At 26.8% G+C, this 15,626-nt stretch carries 27 protein-coding genes; 8 read left to right on the top strand and 19 right to left on the bottom strand.

Annotated elements, in window-relative coordinates; genetic code table 11:
* Positions 1-157: 157 nt before the first annotated feature.
* From pepN to HA152_RS05400, 6 genes are all read right to left on the bottom strand, one after another.
* On the bottom strand, positions 158-2,764 hold the full coding sequence (pepN, locus tag HA152_RS05425; RefSeq protein ID WP_209134386.1) for an aminopeptidase N: 2,607 nt from the start codon (positions 2,762-2,764) through the stop codon (positions 158-160).
* 51 nt (positions 2,765-2,815) lie between these two features.
* The gene (locus tag HA152_RS05420; RefSeq protein WP_245211210.1) at positions 2,816-3,097 is read right to left on the bottom strand and encodes a hypothetical protein; all 282 of its coding nucleotides are present in this window, start codon (positions 3,095-3,097) and stop codon (positions 2,816-2,818) included.
* Positions 3,098-3,252: 155 nt separating this feature from the next.
* Positions 3,253-3,969 (bottom strand): MBL fold metallo-hydrolase, encoded by a 717-nt coding sequence (locus tag HA152_RS05415; RefSeq protein ID WP_209134382.1) that lies wholly within the window; start codon positions 3,967-3,969, stop codon positions 3,253-3,255.
* A 66-nt stretch (positions 3,970-4,035) separates the two neighbouring features.
* Positions 4,036-4,338, bottom strand: coding sequence for a hypothetical protein (locus HA152_RS05410; protein WP_209134380.1), 303 nt, complete (start codon positions 4,336-4,338; stop codon positions 4,036-4,038).
* Between the two features lie 45 nt (positions 4,339-4,383).
* Positions 4,384-4,569: a hypothetical protein gene (locus tag HA152_RS05405; RefSeq protein ID WP_011818521.1), complete on the bottom strand. Its 186-nt coding sequence runs from the start codon at positions 4,567-4,569 to the stop codon at positions 4,384-4,386.
* A 107-nt stretch (positions 4,570-4,676) separates the two neighbouring features.
* Complete coding sequence (locus HA152_RS05400; protein ID WP_209134378.1) at positions 4,677-5,057, bottom strand: DCC1-like thiol-disulfide oxidoreductase family protein; 381 nt, start codon at positions 5,055-5,057, stop codon at positions 4,677-4,679.
* 202 nt (positions 5,058-5,259) lie between these two features.
* Here HA152_RS05400 and HA152_RS05395 point away from each other — a divergent pair, with 202 nt between their 5' ends.
* The gene (locus HA152_RS05395; protein ID WP_002806597.1) at positions 5,260-5,397 is read left to right on the top strand and encodes a hypothetical protein; all 138 of its coding nucleotides are present in this window, start codon (positions 5,260-5,262) and stop codon (positions 5,395-5,397) included.
* A 104-nt stretch (positions 5,398-5,501) separates the two neighbouring features.
* Positions 5,502-5,771 carry a hypothetical protein gene (locus HA152_RS05390; RefSeq protein WP_209134376.1) on the top strand — a complete coding sequence of 90 codons (270 nt, stop codon included), beginning with the start codon at positions 5,502-5,504 and terminating at the stop codon, positions 5,769-5,771.
* 422 nt (positions 5,772-6,193) lie between these two features.
* Here HA152_RS05390 and HA152_RS05385 read toward each other — a convergent pair whose 3' ends face one another.
* The 4 genes from HA152_RS05385 to HA152_RS05370 all read right to left on the bottom strand — a co-directional run bounded on the left by HA152_RS05385 (position 6,194) and on the right by HA152_RS05370 (position 7,668).
* Positions 6,194-6,511 carry a DUF3303 domain-containing protein gene (locus tag HA152_RS05385; RefSeq protein ID WP_209134374.1) on the bottom strand — a complete coding sequence of 106 codons (318 nt, stop codon included), beginning with the start codon at positions 6,509-6,511 and terminating at the stop codon, positions 6,194-6,196.
* A 92-nt stretch (positions 6,512-6,603) separates the two neighbouring features.
* Positions 6,604-6,753: a hypothetical protein gene (locus HA152_RS05380; protein ID WP_209134372.1), complete on the bottom strand. Its 150-nt coding sequence runs from the start codon at positions 6,751-6,753 to the stop codon at positions 6,604-6,606.
* Positions 6,754-6,867: 114 nt separating this feature from the next.
* The gene (locus HA152_RS05375; RefSeq protein ID WP_209134370.1) at positions 6,868-7,191 is read right to left on the bottom strand and encodes a hypothetical protein; all 324 of its coding nucleotides are present in this window, start codon (positions 7,189-7,191) and stop codon (positions 6,868-6,870) included.
* Positions 7,192-7,197: 6 nt separating this feature from the next.
* Positions 7,198-7,668, bottom strand: a complete 471-nt coding sequence (locus tag HA152_RS05370; protein ID WP_209134368.1) for a GNAT family N-acetyltransferase — start codon at positions 7,666-7,668, stop codon at positions 7,198-7,200.
* A gap of 20 nt (positions 7,669-7,688) precedes the next feature.
* Here HA152_RS05370 and HA152_RS05365 point away from each other — a divergent pair, with 20 nt between their 5' ends.
* The gene (locus HA152_RS05365) at positions 7,689-8,369 is read left to right on the top strand and encodes a peptidase E (RefSeq protein ID WP_209134366.1); all 681 of its coding nucleotides are present in this window, start codon (positions 7,689-7,691) and stop codon (positions 8,367-8,369) included.
* A 24-nt stretch (positions 8,370-8,393) separates the two neighbouring features.
* Here the strand turns inward: HA152_RS05365 and HA152_RS05360 are convergent, their stop codons facing one another.
* Positions 8,394-8,798: a hypothetical protein gene (locus HA152_RS05360; protein ID WP_209134364.1), complete on the bottom strand. Its 405-nt coding sequence runs from the start codon at positions 8,796-8,798 to the stop codon at positions 8,394-8,396.
* Between the two features lie 167 nt (positions 8,799-8,965).
* Here HA152_RS05360 and HA152_RS05355 point away from each other — a divergent pair, with 167 nt between their 5' ends.
* From HA152_RS05355 to HA152_RS05345, 3 genes are read left to right on the top strand one after another with little or no spacing between them, the layout of a single operon-like run.
* Entirely contained in the window at positions 8,966-9,199 is a 234-nt protein-coding gene (locus tag HA152_RS05355) for a hypothetical protein (protein WP_209134362.1), read from the top strand.
* A gap of 32 nt (positions 9,200-9,231) precedes the next feature.
* The gene (locus HA152_RS05350; RefSeq protein ID WP_209134360.1) at positions 9,232-10,032 is read left to right on the top strand and encodes a hypothetical protein; all 801 of its coding nucleotides are present in this window, start codon (positions 9,232-9,234) and stop codon (positions 10,030-10,032) included.
* A 23-nt stretch (positions 10,033-10,055) separates the two neighbouring features.
* The gene (locus HA152_RS05345; protein WP_209134357.1) at positions 10,056-11,222 is read left to right on the top strand and encodes an NAD(P)-binding protein; all 1,167 of its coding nucleotides are present in this window, start codon (positions 10,056-10,058) and stop codon (positions 11,220-11,222) included.
* Here the strand turns inward: HA152_RS05345 and HA152_RS05340 are convergent.
* Complete coding sequence (locus HA152_RS05340) at positions 11,211-11,807, bottom strand: uridine kinase family protein (RefSeq protein ID WP_209134356.1); 597 nt, start codon at positions 11,805-11,807, stop codon at positions 11,211-11,213. The genes HA152_RS05345 and HA152_RS05340 overlap by 12 nt on opposite strands.
* Positions 11,808-12,074: 267 nt before the next feature.
* On the opposite strand from HA152_RS05340, the gene HA152_RS05335 reads away from it, so the two are divergent.
* The gene (locus HA152_RS05335; protein ID WP_209134353.1) at positions 12,075-12,398 is read left to right on the top strand and encodes a helix-hairpin-helix domain-containing protein; all 324 of its coding nucleotides are present in this window, start codon (positions 12,075-12,077) and stop codon (positions 12,396-12,398) included.
* Between the two features lie 77 nt (positions 12,399-12,475).
* Here HA152_RS05335 and rpsU read toward each other — a convergent pair whose 3' ends face one another.
* The 7 genes from rpsU to HA152_RS05300 all read right to left on the bottom strand — a co-directional run bounded on the left by rpsU (position 12,476) and on the right by HA152_RS05300 (position 15,037).
* Positions 12,476-12,652 (bottom strand): 30S ribosomal protein S21, encoded by a 177-nt coding sequence (gene rpsU, locus HA152_RS05330; protein WP_002806486.1) that lies wholly within the window; start codon positions 12,650-12,652, stop codon positions 12,476-12,478.
* 85 nt (positions 12,653-12,737) lie between these two features.
* Positions 12,738-13,196, bottom strand: a complete 459-nt coding sequence (locus HA152_RS05325; protein WP_209134351.1) for a nucleoside 2-deoxyribosyltransferase — start codon at positions 13,194-13,196, stop codon at positions 12,738-12,740.
* Entirely contained in the window at positions 13,193-13,588 is a 396-nt protein-coding gene (locus HA152_RS05320) for a phosphoribosyltransferase (protein WP_209134349.1), read from the bottom strand. Before HA152_RS05320 ends, HA152_RS05325 begins: the two co-directional genes overlap by 4 nt.
* A gap of 1 nt (position 13,589) precedes the next feature.
* Positions 13,590-13,775, bottom strand: coding sequence for a hypothetical protein (locus HA152_RS05315; RefSeq protein ID WP_209134347.1), 186 nt, complete (start codon positions 13,773-13,775; stop codon positions 13,590-13,592).
* Positions 13,776-13,849: 74 nt separating this feature from the next.
* Entirely contained in the window at positions 13,850-14,353 is a 504-nt protein-coding gene (locus HA152_RS05310) for a josephin (RefSeq protein WP_209134345.1), read from the bottom strand.
* Positions 14,354-14,573: 220 nt separating this feature from the next.
* Positions 14,574-14,798, bottom strand: a complete 225-nt coding sequence (locus tag HA152_RS05305; protein WP_209134343.1) for a hypothetical protein — start codon at positions 14,796-14,798, stop codon at positions 14,574-14,576.
* Positions 14,799-14,830: 32 nt separating this feature from the next.
* Positions 14,831-15,037, bottom strand: a complete 207-nt coding sequence (locus HA152_RS05300; protein ID WP_245211209.1) for a hypothetical protein — start codon at positions 15,035-15,037, stop codon at positions 14,831-14,833.
* A 178-nt stretch (positions 15,038-15,215) separates the two neighbouring features.
* On the opposite strand from HA152_RS05300, the gene HA152_RS05295 reads away from it, so the two are divergent.
* Complete coding sequence (locus HA152_RS05295) at positions 15,216-15,617, top strand: hypothetical protein (protein WP_209134339.1); 402 nt, start codon at positions 15,216-15,218, stop codon at positions 15,615-15,617.
* Positions 15,618-15,626: the final 9 nt, after the last annotated feature.

Raw genomic sequence — 15,626 nt, 5'->3', positions numbered from 1 at the left:
ATAAATTTATAACTAAGGAATACGTAAATAAAAAGTGGAATAAAGATAATAATCAAAATGTATTTGATTATATTTTTATTAATAAGTATATTGTATTTATTTTATTATTAATATTTACAATTTTTATTATTAAATTTAGTTAAATATCATCAAAAAATTAGTCTATTATTGCATCTAATACTTCTTTAGTATTTTTTGACAATTTATTTTTTTTAATCTGCTTTATTGTTTCTATCATATTACTTTTGTAAGGTTCTGAATAATAATTATATCTACTAAATACTTTTACAAAACGGGAAATTACTATTGGATTTAATTTATCAAATTCAATTATCTTTTTTGCAATATATTTATAACCAGAACCATTAATTGCATGAAAAGTACTATTTCTTGTTACGAATGTATTTAATATAGCTCTTAAAGTGTTTGGTGATTTTGAATCAAAAAACTTATTTTCAAATAATTTTTCAATGTTGCTTGTTTTTTCATCAATTTCTATAGATGCATTAAATGAGAACCAACTATCCAAAACGACACTATTATTTTTCCATTTATTGAAGAATATATTTGAAATAATTTTTCTTTCAGGACAATTAATTCTACTGAAAGAATTCATTGCAGCTTTTGCTAGCGTCATCGAATTACTATCGACATAATTAATTATTTTGCCTTTAATTTCCCTATCATCACTGCTTAAGAGTAGTTTCCAAATTGTTTCGATTATTTTTCTTTCATTTTTACCTTCTGGCCAAACTTTATCTAGATTTTTCTCTATTTCTTTGAGCTTAAAATATAATTCTTCTTTTAATTTGGTACCAAATAAATGATTTAATTTGTCAATCGTTTTATATATCTTTAAAGGGTCTATATTTTCAATCTCCGATTCAATTTCAGCAAATGTCGGAATACTTATTAATTCTGATAAAAGGGATAAATTAATATCTTTATTTTTTATAAATGATATTAAGGTGCTTATTAATTTATTTTCAATTTTATGATCTGGTTTTTCATCTAATCTGCATGAAATAATTTTTTTATAAATTGCTTTTACAGTATTAGATAGTGTAAAAAAATCGTTTTCATATTTTAAGATTAAAAATTTTTCATCCAATGTAGTGTCTGATTCCCACTCAACTGGAGAAGAGAATTCGCGAAAATAAGTTACTAAAGGGACTGGGAGGTTTGATCTTACATTCCTAAAAATAAACTCTTGTTTTTTGGTTTTTAAAACAACTGTTTTTTCTATTGTTTTATTGCCACCGCAGAATATAGCCAGATTTATGGGAATTATTAGAGGTAAATTATTATATGAGTTATTCTTTATTGGATTACTTTGAGAGGCTTGAATTGTAAGTTTTTCCTCTTGTTGATCCCATATTCTCTTTAATTTAACTTTTGGTGTGCCATTTTGCTTGTACCAGACTTTAAATTTTTTAGGGTCGATTTCCTTGTTGTGCTCTAAAATTTTGTCGACAAATTGGTCTATTGTTGCTGCCTTACCGTCATATGTTGAGATGTAATTACTAAAACCTTTATAGAAATTTTCATCTTTTACAAGCTTGTTAAGCATTCTTATTATTTCTGATCCTTTTTCGTATATCGTGGTCGTATAGAAATTGTCTATTTCTTGATATTTTTCCGGCATTACAGGATGTGATGTTGGTCCAGAATCCTCTCTAAATTGATTTCTTCTAAGAAATTTTGCATCCTCAAGTCTCTTAATTTCATGATTATGAAGGTCTGAGGTGAATTGTTGATCTCTGAATACTGTTAAACCCTCTTTTAGAGATAATTGAAACCAATCCCTACAAGTTACCCTATTACCCGTCCAATTATGGAAGTATTCATGGCCGATCACACCCTCTATTCTTTCTAATTCCTCATCAGTTGTTGTTTCAGAATTAGCGAGTATTAGTTTTGAGTTGAAAATATTAAGACTTTTATTTTCCATTGCTCCCATATTAAAATGCCTGACTGCAACTATGTTGAACAATGACAGATCGTATTCAAGGTTATATTTTTTCTCATCCCATCTCATGGATTTCTTCAAGGAACTTATTGCGTGTTGAACATATTTTTCATCGCCATATTCAACATAGATATTTATTTTTACTTTTTTATTTGATTTTGTTATGAAATTGTCTTTTACACAGTTTAGTTTCCCTGCTACCAAGGCAAATAGATATGAGGGTTTAGGATATGGGTCTTCCCAAAATATTTCATGTCGATTATTTGAAAGATTATTTTTTTTTACGACGTTACCATTTGAAAGCAAGACAGGATAATCACTCTTGTCTGCCTCAATTCTCACGGTGTATTTGCTTAGAATATCAGGCCTATCAGAGTGGTAACTTATTCTTCTAAACCCCTCTGCCTCACATTGTGTAGTTATAATTCCATTGCTCTCATACATTCCTAGAAGGGATGTATTTTCCTTCGGTTTAATTATTCCTTCTATTTTTAATGTAAAATTATCTTTATTTATATTTTTGATTTCTAAGTTATTTTTTTTTTGAATGTAGTGTTTCTTTTCTAAAAGTAAGTCATCTATAAATATTTTTTTAATTAATATATCTTTACCATCAAGAAAAAGATTTTTGGCATTCTTATTAATTTTTACCAAATTAAGTTTAGTTGTAACGTAAACATCATTTTTCTTAATTACGAAGTCCAAAAAAATTTCTGGTATTTCAAAATCAAAAACTTTGTAATCCTCAAGTTTTATATATTTTGTAATACTCTTTTGGTTTTTTTGATTGATCATCTATTCAAAGAAGTTCAGTAGTGAAAAAAATCTTTAATACTTATTCTGAAGTTATAAGTTAGAAATTTCATCTTCTGATTGGCAAAAATGTGCTTTAATTTTTCCAGAAGGAAGTAGTTCGTATAAAGAAGGATTATTAATATCAGGCGATCCGTCCTTATTTAATTTGTACCTCCAGTCCCATTTTTTATCTGTAAAGGAAATATAATCTTTTCTTAGAGAATATGGAAGCATAAGCTTTTTTTTATTCCAATTAATATTTATAAATGCTCCTGGCTTTAACTCAGATATCTCTTCTACTATGGAAAAGTCACCATTAATATTATTTCTCATCACAAGATTAAGCTTTGAATTTTCACATACATAGCTACTATTTAAAGCTAATAAAAGTATTGAGGTGATAAAAAATGAATGAATTTTTTGAGCTCCTTTTAAAGTAGATTTATTTTCAAGCTAAATGACTTAATTAATAATCTTTTTGGATCGATTTAAATCATAATAGATTGCATACTCTTTAGATCTACAAGATTACAATCTAATTCCTCTTCAAAGTCCTGAACTGAAATAAAATTATTTAAAAAACCTGAATATTTTGCATCTCCGCCTATGGTGCTTGAAAGTATATATTTTGGATTGAATTTGTTAATCAATTTAGGGATTACATCAGCACCTTTTACAAAAGAACCAACTATGGGTAATTCTAAATTTTTTGTAGGAGTAATAACTGCATCAAGACTTTGCTTGTTTAAATTTTCATCAAGATATCCATGGGGTTCTATATAAAACCCATTATCTTGATCGTCTTTAACAATATATCCGTTTTCTATTTTTGGCACTGGAGCCCCAGCAGTTGCTTCAAAACTTAAATTAAAAAGATTTGTCTTTTCAGTGGGATTAAGCACTTTAATTGAACTAAAACCAATTTTTTTTAATGTTTCAACAGCACTTTTAGGGCAAATTATAGGAATTTCCTTTCTGAACATTTCTAATGTTGGAACATGACAGTGGTCAGGTAATCCTTGGGTTAACAAAATAATATCTATTTTTTTATCTATTGAAATTTCTTCTTCTAATGATCCTTTAAAAAACCACTCACCTGGAGGAAATATTAAATCTCCTTTGAGCCAAGGATCAATAATTAAATTGGTTTTTTTAAATTTTATGAGCCAACCATTGGAACCAAGGTAGGTCGCTTCAAAAGTCATTATCAATTAATTGTTTTATTAGAATATAAGGTAATTTTGGCTTTATCGAGAAATCACTAATTGAGATTAGTTTGCTTCATTTAAGATTTGAAATGACTTTCTTTTTAAATTAAATATTAAAACTTGATTATCTTTATAACTAAGATCAAAGTTTTCTTTTTCTAGCATTTGTATTGGTATTAGAGCTAATCCTCCTGTTCCTGAAAATATGATTGGCATGGTGCTATTTTTAGTCCCATTCATTTTTTGTAAGTCAATAGCTTGAGAAACTATTTTCCTAGCCTTGTCGAATCCATAGTCCTCTATTAATTCAGGCCATAAAAAGTTAACTAATTCATATTTCGAAAACTCAATTTGAACTGTTTTCATTAAAAAATAATAGATATATACTGATTACTTAATTACGATATTTACTTAATTACTATTTTTAAACCTATCCATGACTAGTTGCAACATATCGACTACATCACCATCAGTTAAATTTAAATCCTTCTTTAAATCATTGCAAGTTAAATTCATTTCAAGTGCCGCTTCAGCCATATGATTAACTTTTTGGTTATCACCGCCCAATGAAATAAAGGGATTGAAGTTTTCTATCATTTAATACTTGTTGTTACCACTTAGTTCTAGCTAAGAAATAATCAATTATCATTTATTGATACATAAGCTTATAAATATGTTATTTAATATTTAGAAAGTTTTTATTTTTAAACTAGGGATATTGATATACCTTTTGATATCAATGCTAATCTTCTGGCTCTGACTAGTAAAGGAAATATCAAATTTGTTCGTTTATTTGATTTAAATATTCTAGAAAGTAATAAAAGTAAACTACTTGAGGGATTCTTTATCTGTTTGCAAATAGTATTAATTGCATCTGCCCCATGGAAGATATCTTCATTTCTCAGGAGAATAGCTCCTTTATCTAGGTCATATCCTTTCTTTAGGAGGGATTTAATTAGATTTAAATTTTTACGACCATCTAGAATTTTAATATTATTTAACTTGCTTTTGATCTCAAGGAGCTCGGCAAAATGATTGCAGAATGGGCATTCTCCATCATAAATAAAGGTATAGTTGGAAGTCATTAGAAAAGAAACAGTTTTGATGGTCTTAAAGTGCGCAATCAAAATAGTAATGCCTTGATAATAAAACAAATAATAAAAATTTTGTGGATTTCTTATAAGGGGATAGTTAACCGATTCTAGTAATTACGAAGAAATGTCTCAATATAGGTATATTTTTCATAAAAATCTGTATGCTAACTCGGAGATATTATGTTTTAAAATCATGAATTTATTAGCTTCTTTTGCTTTAGGTGGGTTCAATCCATGGGCAGCTGGCTTTGGAATTGGTTCTTTAGTCCTTTTTGGTCTTGTTGGTCTTGTGGCGGGTCCAAACCTAAAGAATTTTGACCCTGATGCATAAATCATCGAATTTAATTTAGATTTTAAAGACTCATTTGAGTCTTTTTTTATGCGGTTTTTTAAATTTATTTTTAGAATCAAGCTAAATTATATTCCTCCAAAGAAATGTTGTTAAATCCTTTTTATCCATTTACTTTCTTGAAAATCTCTTCTCTTAAAGCTACTATTGTTTTTTTATCAATTCTTTTAATTAAATCAAATTTGCTTAGATTAAAAGGAGGACTAGTAGGAGGTCTTTTTGCCTTGATACTTATATCGGGAATTTTTGCCTCTAGTACCATAGCTTTAGGATCTTTAGTTTATGCCTATCGATTAAAGATGAAATCTAATTCTGATGATAATCAAATGCAGGATTTAGAAACTGTTAATGTTTAAAATATTTTGTGAATCAAATTAAGTTGGATAACCTAAAATGGAGTTCCAGGAACAAAATGTAAAACTAAAAAACCAAAACCTGCAGCAAAAACTATTGATACTGCGATGATTAGAAGGCCCGATGCCATCCCTCCTTCGTTAAACGCCATTTAGTAAGTTATTTTTAAATTAATAATAGAACATTTTTGTTCCCAGTTAATAGTTCTAATTACTTAAATATCATCCAAATTTATTTTTGATTGTGAATAAAAGCAAAAAGATGGAGGTTAATGAGATAATAAAACCAAATATTATTAATGGTTTAGATTTGACGTTTTCTTCTTTCTTAAGCTTATTTTTTGAAGAAGGAAAATTTCTATCATTTTTTTTATAAATAAGATCGGAAAAAGGTTTAATCACGATAAATTTTAGATTTAAGCTAATTACCCTAAAGTTTTGAACAAATCTTTATGGTAATCAACAATATTTTGACAACTTATTACAGGTGTAAATTCCATATGTATGCCAAATTTGGCTCTCCATGGAGCAAAATGCTCGAAAATTTGTTTATCACTCTCTGCTTTACATAAACAAACTACCCTCCCCTCCCCTGGAGCATGAACTCTAAATAACATCTCAAATTTATCTGTTTTATCTGATTTTGCAATTTCACCATTTTCCCAAGCTTCTACAAATAATTGATAAGCTTTTACTTGATTCTCAATATCTGGGAATTGGCAGTCTGCAAGAAATAATTGCATTGGAGTATTCTTAATGTTTTACTCATTATCCCTCAAAAAATGATTTATTAATGGGACTGTTTGAATTTGAAGATCAGAAAAAGAATATTTTTCTAAATAAAGTGAGAAGAGAGAGTCTCAAGGAATTTTCCAATATCTTTTTTATATAAACTATCAGTGATTTTTAAAGAGAATAATTCATAATCATTTATATCTTTTTTTTTATCAAAATTAATATTTCCCCTTAATGAAATATTTTTCATGATTCTATTTATCACTATTTAAAATTTAAACAAATATCAGCAAAAGACAAATTTCTTTACATTATGTTTTTTATGAGAGAAATTTCTTAGGCTAAAAGATAATAATTAATTTATTTAAGAGTTAATTAATTTTCCTAGAATATATATAAAAGAATTAGTTAAAGAAAAAATCACAGTTAATAGAGATGCAATAACTGGTAATAAATTGAACCATAATTGCGAAGTTGTCATTTTTGAATCAATAGGCAGAAAATTGGTTCTTTTCTTAATTCTTATTTGTAACCAAAAAATAGATAATGGATAAATAATTCTTGAGAAAGTAATTATCAATGAAGGCAAAAAACCTTGGTTTGAATAAAGTATAAATCCTGAAAAAAAGTATAACGCCCAAATAAGAACCCTTTGAATCAGAATTAAACCCTTACTTTTGCCAGACATTATTAATTAATTAATTTTTATATTTTTAGTCATTTTATATCTTTCAAAAAAAATGTTATTTATAATAACTTTTTCTTTACGTATAATTTCCCATTCATTTTTAAGAAATAATTCATAACTTATTAAGCTCGCTTCAGTATAAAGAGAATCTAAACCTTCGTTCTTTGCTTCCTCTTCTAATTTATTAAGTAACTTAGAGCCGTAGCCTTTTCTTTGGAATTTACCTTTACAGTAAAATAGTGCAATTCTATCGGTGGGATATCTTGTGGCAAAAGCAATAATAATTCCTTGTTTACTTATAAGCCATCCTTTACCTTTAATTATTGACTTATCAAAATTTGGGTTATTCCAAGCTTGGCTTGACCAGGCTCTTTTTTGTTCTTGACTATAAATTTTTTCATCTAAGGATTGAATTGAATCAAAATAAACCTTCTTTAATTCCAGTTGATCTTTAATGGCAATTTGTCTTAAATTCATATACAAATCTTTTATTTAATATGCCTTGTAAAAATATAGTTGCAATTGGGGGAGGAGGGTTTGGACGTTCATTAGGCTCTCTTGAAATTGAAAAATATATAGTTTCTTTAAGTAATAAAAAAAGACCTAAAATTTGCTTTATTCCAACAGCATCTGGTGATAGTAGTTTGTACAAACTAAATTTTTATAGAGCATTTTCTAAACTTGATTGTCTAACAAGCCATATTGATTTCTTCTCTAGAACAGAAAACTTAGAAGAGAAAGTTTTAACTCAAGACATAATATATGTTGGTGGAGGAAATACAAAAAGTATGTTAGCTGTTTGGAAAGAATGGAATTTAAATAAAATTTTGCGAAATGCTTATGAAAAAGGAATTGTAATGAGTGGTGTAAGTGCTGGGGCTATTTGTTGGTTTGATAAAGGTATAACTGATTCTTATGCTAAAGAATTAGCCATAATTGATTGCTTAGGCATTGTTAAAGGTATTGCTTGCCCGCATTTCGATGAAGAGAAAGAGAGGGAACCTTACGTTAATGATATTATTAAGAGAGAAATTATTGATTCTTGTATATGTATTGAGGGCAATTGTGCCTTGCATATTAAAAATGATTTTGACTATTCCTCAATTGATTTTGGTAATGGTAGAAACTGTTTTAGAGTCACCAGGGAAAATAATATTGTAAAGAAAGAAATTCTTTGAAAAAAAAATTTTTTCTTGTATATTTTAGATCTCATCATTCTTCGAGATAGAAGTAAATTCAATCCCTTTGTACTTTACAAATGATGCAGTCCATACTTCTTTTGAAAGATTGCCAAGATATTTTAGAAACTGTTGTGTATCTCCATCTCTTATCCATTCAGATTTAATGAATGGAAGCTCTTTCTGCATTCTTTTAGGATGCATATGAACTAGGAGCAAACCCTTTTCTTCAGAAACCCTTTTTAAAGAACCCTCATCACTTCTTTGAAACACTCTCATTAGAAGATTTAAGATCACCTCTTCTCCAAGTTTCTTGAAATTTTCTGATTCCTCTAAATTATCTTTAATTTCTTTACCTCCAAGAGGCATTGCTCTAACTAAGTTTTGCTCTATTAAAGCTATTGCAATTAGATAATCTTGGCTAGCCATATTCTAAAATAATACTTTTTTGATATTCTAACCTCTCGAGTTCATGAAAATCTTTCATGGATGAAATATTTGCGGTAAGAAGAAAGTAAATAATTTATTAATTATTTTCCAATACAATTGAACTATTGTTTTAATTTTAATTAGTAAAATTAAAAATTTTATTTGTTATGAGGTTTTTTTTATTTTTATTTTCCGGGATTTTTGTAGGTCTATATTTATCATGGCCAGGTTTAGTAATACCAGAAAATTGGAAATGTTTTAATCATATTATTGCAAAATCTGCCGAAGATAAAATTTCTTTAAAAGCTGTATTAGAGATTTCCCCTAGTTATTTTCTAAAGGCTAAGAATAAAAAGACGACTTCCAAAATAAGAATCGTAGCTGATGCGTGTTTTCGTTAATATGTTGTGTGATTAAATATGACTATTAAATAATGAATAATAATATAAGATTTGAATTATCATTTAAAAATATTCCTCAGTTAGATAATAAACTTAATTTCTGCAAATTAAATAATATAAAAAATATCAATATTCCATGCAAAGGACTTCTAAAGAAGGATTTATTTAATTCAACTATTAAATATATATCTAAAAACTATAATGAATTTAATGTGACCTATCACTATAGTCTTTATCATCAATATTCAAAAAATAAAGAAAAATCGTATAAGGATTTTTTAGATTTTCTTAAAAATTCTGCCATTAATAGAAATTATGAAATTCTGCTTGTGTCTGGATCAAAGAAGAAAAAAAACTTTGACTCAGTTGATGTATTAGCTTATTTAAAAAAAGAAAAAAATTTAAAAGTTAAATTAGGTATAGCTTACAATCCATACTTGAAAAAATATTATAATGTTTATTCAGAAAGAGAAAGGTTTGAAAGAAAATTTTCGACTGGATTAATAAATTCAATTTGGTTTCAATATGGTACAGATATTAAAGTTCTTCAGAATGAGGTGAATTATCTCAAGAACATAGCAATAGATGAAAAATTAAATCTATTTGGAAGTTTATTTATTCCTTCTAAACAATTTATAGCGCGGTTTAAATTTCGTCCTTGGAAAGAGGTATACATATCAGAAAAGTGTTTATATTCCTTAGATAATTTTTTTGATTTCACAAGCGATTTAGTTAGTTTTTATAAAATTAATAATATTACTCCTGTAATTGAATCTGATTTTTCAACACCTAAGAAACTTAATTCTGTTTATAGTTTTTTAGAAAATGAATGATAATTTCTGTCAATATTAAACCTATGAAAAGTAATTCTAGATATGACTTATTAATAATAGGTGGAGGTATATCTGCCTGTGTTTTTGCTTCTAAGTATCTGAAAAATAATATTGCAAAAAAAGTTGCATTAATTGAAATTGGTCGTGGACTTGGAGGGAGATCAAGTACAAGAATAAGCAAAAGATTTAAAGGGTGGAAACTAAATCATGGTTCTCCAAATTTTAATATATCTAACAGTAAAAATAATCTTCTATTAAAAAGTTATATTGATGAATTATTGGAAAATAAATATATAAAAATTGACGACTCAGACATATTTTTTCTTAATGAGGATTCTAATTTAAAAACCATAAAAAAATCTGAATTTTCTTGCGGGGTTAATTATCTACCTTTAGATTCTATGAGTGAATTATCGAAAAAGATAATTGAGTCAAATAATTTAACAGGGAAAATTGATTTTTTCTTTGAAACTTTAATAGTTGATTTGAAGTTTGTTGATAAGGAATGGGTACTTACATCAAAAAATGGCGATAAATTCAAATCTAAATATCTTATTTGTTCAACTAATTTGTTGTTACATAAAAGATCATTGAAAATATTAAACTCAAATCAAATTCCATTAAGAAAAGCTATTCCTATAAATTATGATAAGAAAATAGATTTACTATTAAAATTTTTAGAAGAACAAAAATTTATTCCTAGGTTAACTTTTTTAATTTATACAAATCAAAATTATAGTTATAAAGATTTTTATTCTAAAAAACAAAGGTATTTTTATTTAAACAAAAATTTAGAAAAAAAATATAGATTTGAAAGAATTATTTTTCAACTGCAAGATAATAATAAGTTAGGAATTGTAGTACATTCAAAAAATATAGAGTTAATTAATTCTTATCTAAATACAAAAGATGAAGAGGTTTTTAAACAAATAATAATTACAAATTTCAATAAACTGTTTAAAGATAATTCTCTAGTAAATAGATTAACATTTGATGAAAAAATATCTATTATGAAATGGAGAGCTTCACAACCTTCTGGAGTTGCCGTTCCATTATCTTTACAATTTAGTAGAAAATATAGAATTGGATTTTGTGGAGATTGGTTTCAAGGAGAGGGATTTGGCAGGATTGAAGGCTCAATTTTAAGTGCTTTAATATTAGAGAAAAAAATAAATGATTTATTTAAATAATTTTTTCATAATTTTATCTATATCAGTTTTTTTTCTAATAATGAATTTATTTGTATTATTTTTTATGCTGTCAGGTTTTAATTTTGCGTAATAAATTTCCCATGATTTTAAGAAATCATTCTCAGCTTGTTTTTTATCCTTCCCCCTTTCCTTTATATCTCTTTGGACAACTCTTTTCATGCACTCATTTTTTTTAGTTTTTATTTCTAAAAAAATATAATCTTTATTATTTAAAGTGTTTGAGAATTCTTTAGCAAATATACCCTCAACAATTAAAAAACTAATATTATTTGTTTCGTTTAAGATATTTTGAATTGTTTTCTTTTCGAAATTATAATAACGATCAATGATTGAATTTCCATTCTTATAGATAAATTCAAAATCTTTTTTTAATAGTTTGTTATTAAAACTAATACTTCTATCAAAAAAACCTTCCACAAATTTTGATAGTAATTTACTAATCAACCCTGTTTTATAGTAATTGTCGGTACTTAACACAATACCATCTTTATTTTTTTTTATTATTTGATTTGATAAAGTTGTTTTCCCACTTCCAGAAGGTCCACTTATAAAAATAAGCTTCATTTTTATAATCTGTTCTTTAATAAGATTTTAACTTTTCTATTATTAAATACCTTGAATTTTTGAAAGCACATTTTTTCTTTTTATTAGTTTTTAGAATAATTTTGAATACCTTGCAAAAGCTCGTAAGCTTGCATAAATATTAAATGTGTGTATTTATGTAATTGTAAATAAATTATTTCTATTCAATTAGCTATTGTCTTGTTATTAATTCATCTAGAATTTGATAGTATTAAATTGATGAGCTAATTTTATTACTTATATATTGCAATGATTTCTAAATTTCTCAGCAAACTAAAATCAATTTTATTCCAAAGTGCAGTATCTCCTGAAACTCCTTTAAAGAAAGAAAAAAAAGCAGCAAAGCCTGTAAAAACAAAAACAAAAACAAAAACAAAAACCAAAGTAGTTAATTCTAAGAAAAATATTGAAACTTTAACTACACTTCCAGGTGTTGGAGCAAAAAGTGCAAAAGCTTTGTATGAGGCTGGATTTAAAACAACAAAAGCAGTTATTGCTGCTGATGAAAAAGATCTTCTTGCTGTATCAGGAGTTGGAATAAATCTTGTTAAGAAGCTTAAAAAGCTTAAGTAGTTAAATTTTTATTTTTAAACCTTCTAAAAAAATTTATAATATCAGAGATATTCAAAAACTTTATGAGAATTAACAGATTATCTTCTTCTTGCTTTTCTTCTCTGTTGTAACTTTCTTTTATATTTTTCAATAGGTGTTTCGTGATGTCTAAGTCTTTTTAAATCTGCAAAGATTCCCGACTTAGATACTTGTCTCTTAAATCTTCTAAGGGCAGACTCAATTCCCTCGTTCTCTCCAACTGTAACTTGTGTCAAAATTTTCTAAATAAATCCTATTCTAGCATCTCAACAGATTTATTTAAACTTAAAACTTCTACTTGAGGGTTAATGGTTTATTTGGCTAATTTTTTGTCCACTCAATAAATCTTTTTTTATCACTTTTTATATCTTGTAATGATTCAAAATAAAATTTTTCCCAATTATCTTTAGGCAGCCCAAGAAATAACATTAGATTTAATGGGTATTGATCGCTATCAGAACAATTTCTAAAGTCATCCCTGAATAAAAAGATTTCCTTTTTTAGAGCAATTGCGATACCCAATTCAATCATTACACCTTCATCAGGTGGATTTCCATTTACAATCGCAAAAATACAATCACATTCTTTTAAATCATGGAAATTACTTCTTGCAACGTCATATGCCCATTGACTTTCTTGTTTTATTAATGTTTTTGCTCTCTCAAAAGGTTCAAATACTTCTACATCTAAATCATTGAAGATTTTAATAAATTCATGTAAGAGAATTTTAGTTTGTTTTGAAAATCCATATGGATTTGCCAAATATAATTTCTTTCTCAACTTAAACCTCTTTTTTTGAGGTACTCTTCACGGTCCCTTTTTGAATTTAAAGTATTTTCCCAGGGGAAAACTATCCATTGGCTTTTTTTAGATATAAATAATGTATTCCACCATGCAGGTTTTATTTTACTAAATAATACAAAAAACATTGCTCCTTCAATATCCTTGAAGGTCGATAAGGTAAGACCTGTTTCATAAACATCATCTACTATTAGTGAATTTTTTATTGGTTCTGAAATTAATTCGAGTTTTAATTTATGGCTTAGTGCTACAGCAAGACATAATCCACCACGAGGAACCCCATATATTCCAGAAAAATCCCTAAATCTACATTTATTAGCTATTTGTTCTACGCTTTTATCAAATTCGCCCCAAGTAAAATAACTTATCATCTTAATTTTCGCTGTTTTCTTTTGTAATAGCATAATTTGAAGCAATTACACTTAAAAGTGCTACTACTTGCTCATTTGGACAATTAGTATTTTGTTTTAAATTTTCACATTCATTAATTATCTTGGCGTATGTATCCTCGACAATCCCATTCATTTGATCGATATTAAAAGAATAAGGTTTATTCATTTTTTAATTATTAGTTATTTTATTTTTACCCAAGTATCCAACGAAGTAAATATTTTGAGTATTAAAAGATAAAATTATTCCCACATGGGGTCATTTAATTTATCAATTCTAAGTGAACAAGGGACATAAGTATGTAAAGTTTCAATTTTTGTAGCCCATTTTTTAGAGTTACCCTTTAAACTTTCACTTTCAATTAGGTTTCTTAGGGAAATCCTTTTTCTAACTTTAAGAAGACCTAGACAAGCTTCCCAGTCTTCTTGATTTTTATAAATATCTAACCAAAAATCAAAAATATTTTCCAAAATTTCTAAAGGGATATCAAATGAAATACCTATTGAAGGACTTCCTATTAAATAATTTTTGTTTCTTAGTTCATTTAATAAATTATTTACGTTTAAATTAATAGCTAAAAGAATATCTTTTGCTGATTCATTACCTATTAATTCCTTCCTATGGCAATCTAAAAGAATTTCATCCTCAAGGATATTTTCATCGCAATTTTTTATTCCCACAATCCAAAAACCTTCTCCATTATTTACTCCGCTAGCAAGAAATAGATATTGGGGTGAATTCTCCAAGATTTCAAATCATTTTTTCCATTTTTAACATTTTTTAGATGATATGAAAATAATTTTGCAGTTCGTTTAACAATATAACTCCTCGTTAAAAAAAAAATGTTAGTATGTAGTTTTTAGAAAATGTTTGATTTAAAAGAGCTAAAAATTATGTTTTTTGATCCTACGGATTTGATCATTAATAATATAAATAAATACCTTTATAGTAATAAAATTGTTAAATTTATTTTTTCTTAGGAAATAATTTTCCTATTTTCTCTTTTTGCAAGTACTCCTTTTTAGTTCTTATTTTTTTATCTTCTAGAGATTCTTTATTAGTACTTACTGCATAAATAATATAAAAAATCATACCAGTAAATATTAATCCTAAAAAAATAATCAATATTCCTATAGGTTCACTGGGGCTAAAAATTTTGAGATCTAAAGCAGTATTTAGGGAAATTATCATCAATTAAGTAATTCCTTAAAATTTATGGAAATCTAATTGATTTCTTCGTATCCAAAAAATGTAGTATTGCCTGAGTTTTTATACCCATTAGCTGCTTCCTGCGGGTTCTGACTATCAATTTTTCTTGCTTTAGCATGAATCATGTTGAATGGGAAAATTATAGCTCCTACGAAAAAATGGAGGATTAAAAAGTCTGAAGGCAGTCCATTTGTCCAGTCAGGAAAAAATAGTAATGTCATCAATGATTCGTACATATAAGTAGTCAAATAAACACCTGACTATTATTGCTTAACTTATCGCAATACTTCTAATTTTTAATAAATTGAAATTTATTTTGATGTTAATAATTATCAGATAAAATTTAAAAGACAATCAGAAAAAACTAATATATTATTTATAAGGATTGATAAATAGCTATTGTTAAAATTCATTTTTGGTTTTCTTTTATTCATATTTTATTTAGTAAAACCTTCAATAGGTTTAGCTTTTAATACGTCAGACCCTAGTGTTAGTTTGCTACAAAATAGGATCTCTAATAATTTCTCCAGGGAATATTGCAAGGCTATTCAAAATGGTTTTTCTAAAGATGAAGCAATGAAGTCTGCTATTGTAAAAACTGAAAACATTATATCTTTTTCTTATAATCCACAGAAAAAATGGATTGAGAAAAGTGACTTGGCTAATCAAATTTCATTACAATTAGTAAATGATTGTGGAGAGTCAATTGGATTGATTGGAAAGGAGGGAGTTGATTATTTTAAATCATATTTTCTTGAAATTTATGAAAAAACCACTCCTGACAAAAATTTTTCTAGATAAATAAGGTTT

This window comes from Prochlorococcus marinus XMU1412 (assembly GCF_017696315.1).
Classification (GTDB): Bacteria; Cyanobacteriota; Cyanobacteriia; order PCC-6307; family Cyanobiaceae; genus Prochlorococcus_A; species Prochlorococcus_A marinus_AF.
Note: the sequence above shows the minus strand (reverse complement) of the source record. Positions and strands in the feature narration are given on the sequence as shown.